The 2,361-nt window shown below is 69.5% G+C and carries 1 protein-coding gene; it reads right to left on the bottom strand.

Features of this window, described 5'->3' with window-relative positions; genetic code table 11:
• Positions 1-31: 31 nt before the first annotated feature.
• Positions 32-1,825: an adenylyl cyclase gene (locus AB0B48_RS32850; RefSeq protein WP_357208491.1), complete on the bottom strand. Its 1,794-nt coding sequence runs from the start codon at positions 1,823-1,825 to the stop codon at positions 32-34.
• Positions 1,826-2,361 lie beyond the last annotated feature (536 nt).

Here is a 2,361-nt window from a genome sequence, read left to right as displayed (position 1 = left end):
GCTCCGGCCCCGTCGGTACGCCCGATCCCCGCTACGGGGTCGGGTACTGGGTCAGATAGATCGGAGCGCCGACCTTCGTCATATCGGCGGCGTCCCCGACGCCGTTGACCACATGGTCGATCGTGCCGGCGCTGAGGTTGACGGTCATGATGTGGTGCAGCCGCACCCCGGGCCGGCTCGGGACCTCGAAGCCGTTCTCGGTGTGGATCGACGGGTTGTTCTGGTTGAACACGTACACCCCGCCGCCGTACAGGGTGTGGTGACGCACCCGGTCACCGACCTTGTACCCGGCCCAGCCCTCGACCGCGCCGTTCATCCAGTCGGCCTGCGTCGGCGGGTCGTACGGCAGCTCGTTCTGGTAGAGGATCGTGGTGCCGTGCTCGCCGTTCCAGACCGTGTTGTAGCGCTGGAAGTGCTCGACGAAGAGGCCCGTCGCTGTCACGTGGTCGCCGTTGATGACGGCCCCGTAGCGGCCGGTGTTGGTACGCCAGCGGTCGGTGTCACCGTTGACGCCCTCGGTGAAGCCCTCGACGCCGTGATCACCACGCCACACCCAGGTGTGGTCGATGAGCACGTTGTCGCTGTTGACCTCCAGCGCGGTGTTCGTCCGCCCGATGTGCGGGCCGCCGACCCGGAAGTACACGTCGGAGAGCGTGGTCGGGTTGTGCGGGCTGCTCGCGTTGCGGCCGTGCTCACGTCCGACCCGCAGCAGGACCGGCGACTCGACGAGGCCGGCGTCGATCGTGACACCGGCGACGATCACCCCGGGAACACCGGCCACGTCCAGCGGGATCGCGCCGTTCACGGCGGTCAGCGTGGCGTGCCCGATCCCCAGCACCACGGTGTTCGGACGCCGAACCTCGATGCTGCGCGCGATGTCGTACGTGCCGGGCGTGAGCAGCAGGTGCTTGCCGCGCGCCAACTGGCTGTTGATGACGCGTACCGAGTCCGACGGCTTGGCGATGAAGAAGTCGCCGATCCCGATGGTACGCCCCGGCGTGATGCCGTCAGCCCAGGAGACGCCCCGGCTGTCGCGCTGCGCGGCGGGCACCCGCACCTGGTAGCGACCCTTGCCGTCGACAAAGAGGTAGGGCTTCTCCCGGCTCAGCGGGGTGGTCTCCAGGGTGGTGTACGGCGGGTCGGGGAACGTGGCGTCGTCCGGCGCGCCCTCGACCCCCGCGAACACCTGGTTCCACACCGCGTTGGACCAGCTGCCGACCTCACTGTTGCGGGTCAGCCACTGTTGCTGTGAACCGTTCGTCGTGGCCGGCAGCCGGGAGTCGGCGATGAACCCGCCGCTGGCGTACTGCGGGCCGGCGGTGCAGTAGTCCATCAGCGACAGACCGCCGCCGCCGATGTTCAGGCGGCGCATCGACACCGCCTGGGAGACCGCCCAGAAGTTCGCCGACGACCGGCAGTCGTCCTGGCCGGCCGCGTTGATGGTGAGCGAGAGGTTGGACAGGGTGCGCCAGAAGTTGACCAGCGCGAGGCAGTTGCCGGTGCCGCCGTCGGCGAGGCAGCGGTTGTAGACCTCCAGCTTGCCGTTGACGGTGACGTCGGTGGGCGAGGCGCCCAGGCCGGACACCTCGGTGTAGTAGCCGACCTTGGCCTGCAACGGCTGCGCGGCCGTGCCGTACGTGCCGGGCTTGAACAGGTAGGCGTGCCGCTCGGTGCCCATCTCGTTGTTGACCTGCCGGGCGTGCGCCGCGTCGAGGGTCTGCTGGATCTCGCCGACCGGCATGGACGGGTCGAAGATCGTCACGTTCGGACCGAAGTCGGGTGCGCCGTGCGTCGGGCGGCCGGCGCTGGCCACCGTGCTGGTCATCGTGGTGGCGGTGGTCAACACCAGGGCGAGCAGGAGGGTACGACCGGATCTCCGGCGTACGCGTCGGGACAGGGTTGTCACGTGGTTCGTCCTCTCCGCTGGCCGGCTTACTTCCGGCGCAGCTGGGGGCGGTGAGAGCGCTCTCTGAGCCCGACGGCCGAAGGTGGTGTCGCACCGAAGGGTTGACATGTTTCTACCCCCTGAGCCGGCCGCGCGCCATGACCACGGACAAGCGAACTTCGGGCATGCGATGCGGGCCGGCTCGTTGTCAGCCCAGGCAGCACCGACGCAAGCATGCCCAGGAGGGCCTCGTGGTGGAGGCTGGTGCTGAGCGGCGCAGTTCCGTTCCCCTGAGACGTGCATCAGGCCGGGGCGCATTCATCACCGCACGGCAGACGGGTCGAAGGCCGGCCGGCCCATTCGAACGGTGACGCAGCGCCGGCCCACCCACCTGCGGTGGGCGGGGCCGGGCCCTTGTTGGAGAGGGGCGTAGGTGGGGGCTGGGCGGGGGTGGGGGAGGGGCGAGTGGGCCGGAG

The organism is Micromonospora sp. NPDC049089 (assembly GCF_040648775.1).
Classification (GTDB): domain Bacteria; phylum Actinomycetota; class Actinomycetes; order Mycobacteriales; family Micromonosporaceae; genus Micromonospora.
The sequence above is the reverse complement of the archived record's forward strand: the minus strand, read 5'-3'. Positions and strand labels throughout refer to the sequence as shown.

Coding starts and splice junctions, on each gene's coding strand:
- AB0B48_RS32850 (WP_357208491.1), bottom strand. CDS start 1,825: ATGACCAGCACGGTGGCCAGCGCCGGCCGCCCGACGCACGGCGCACCC.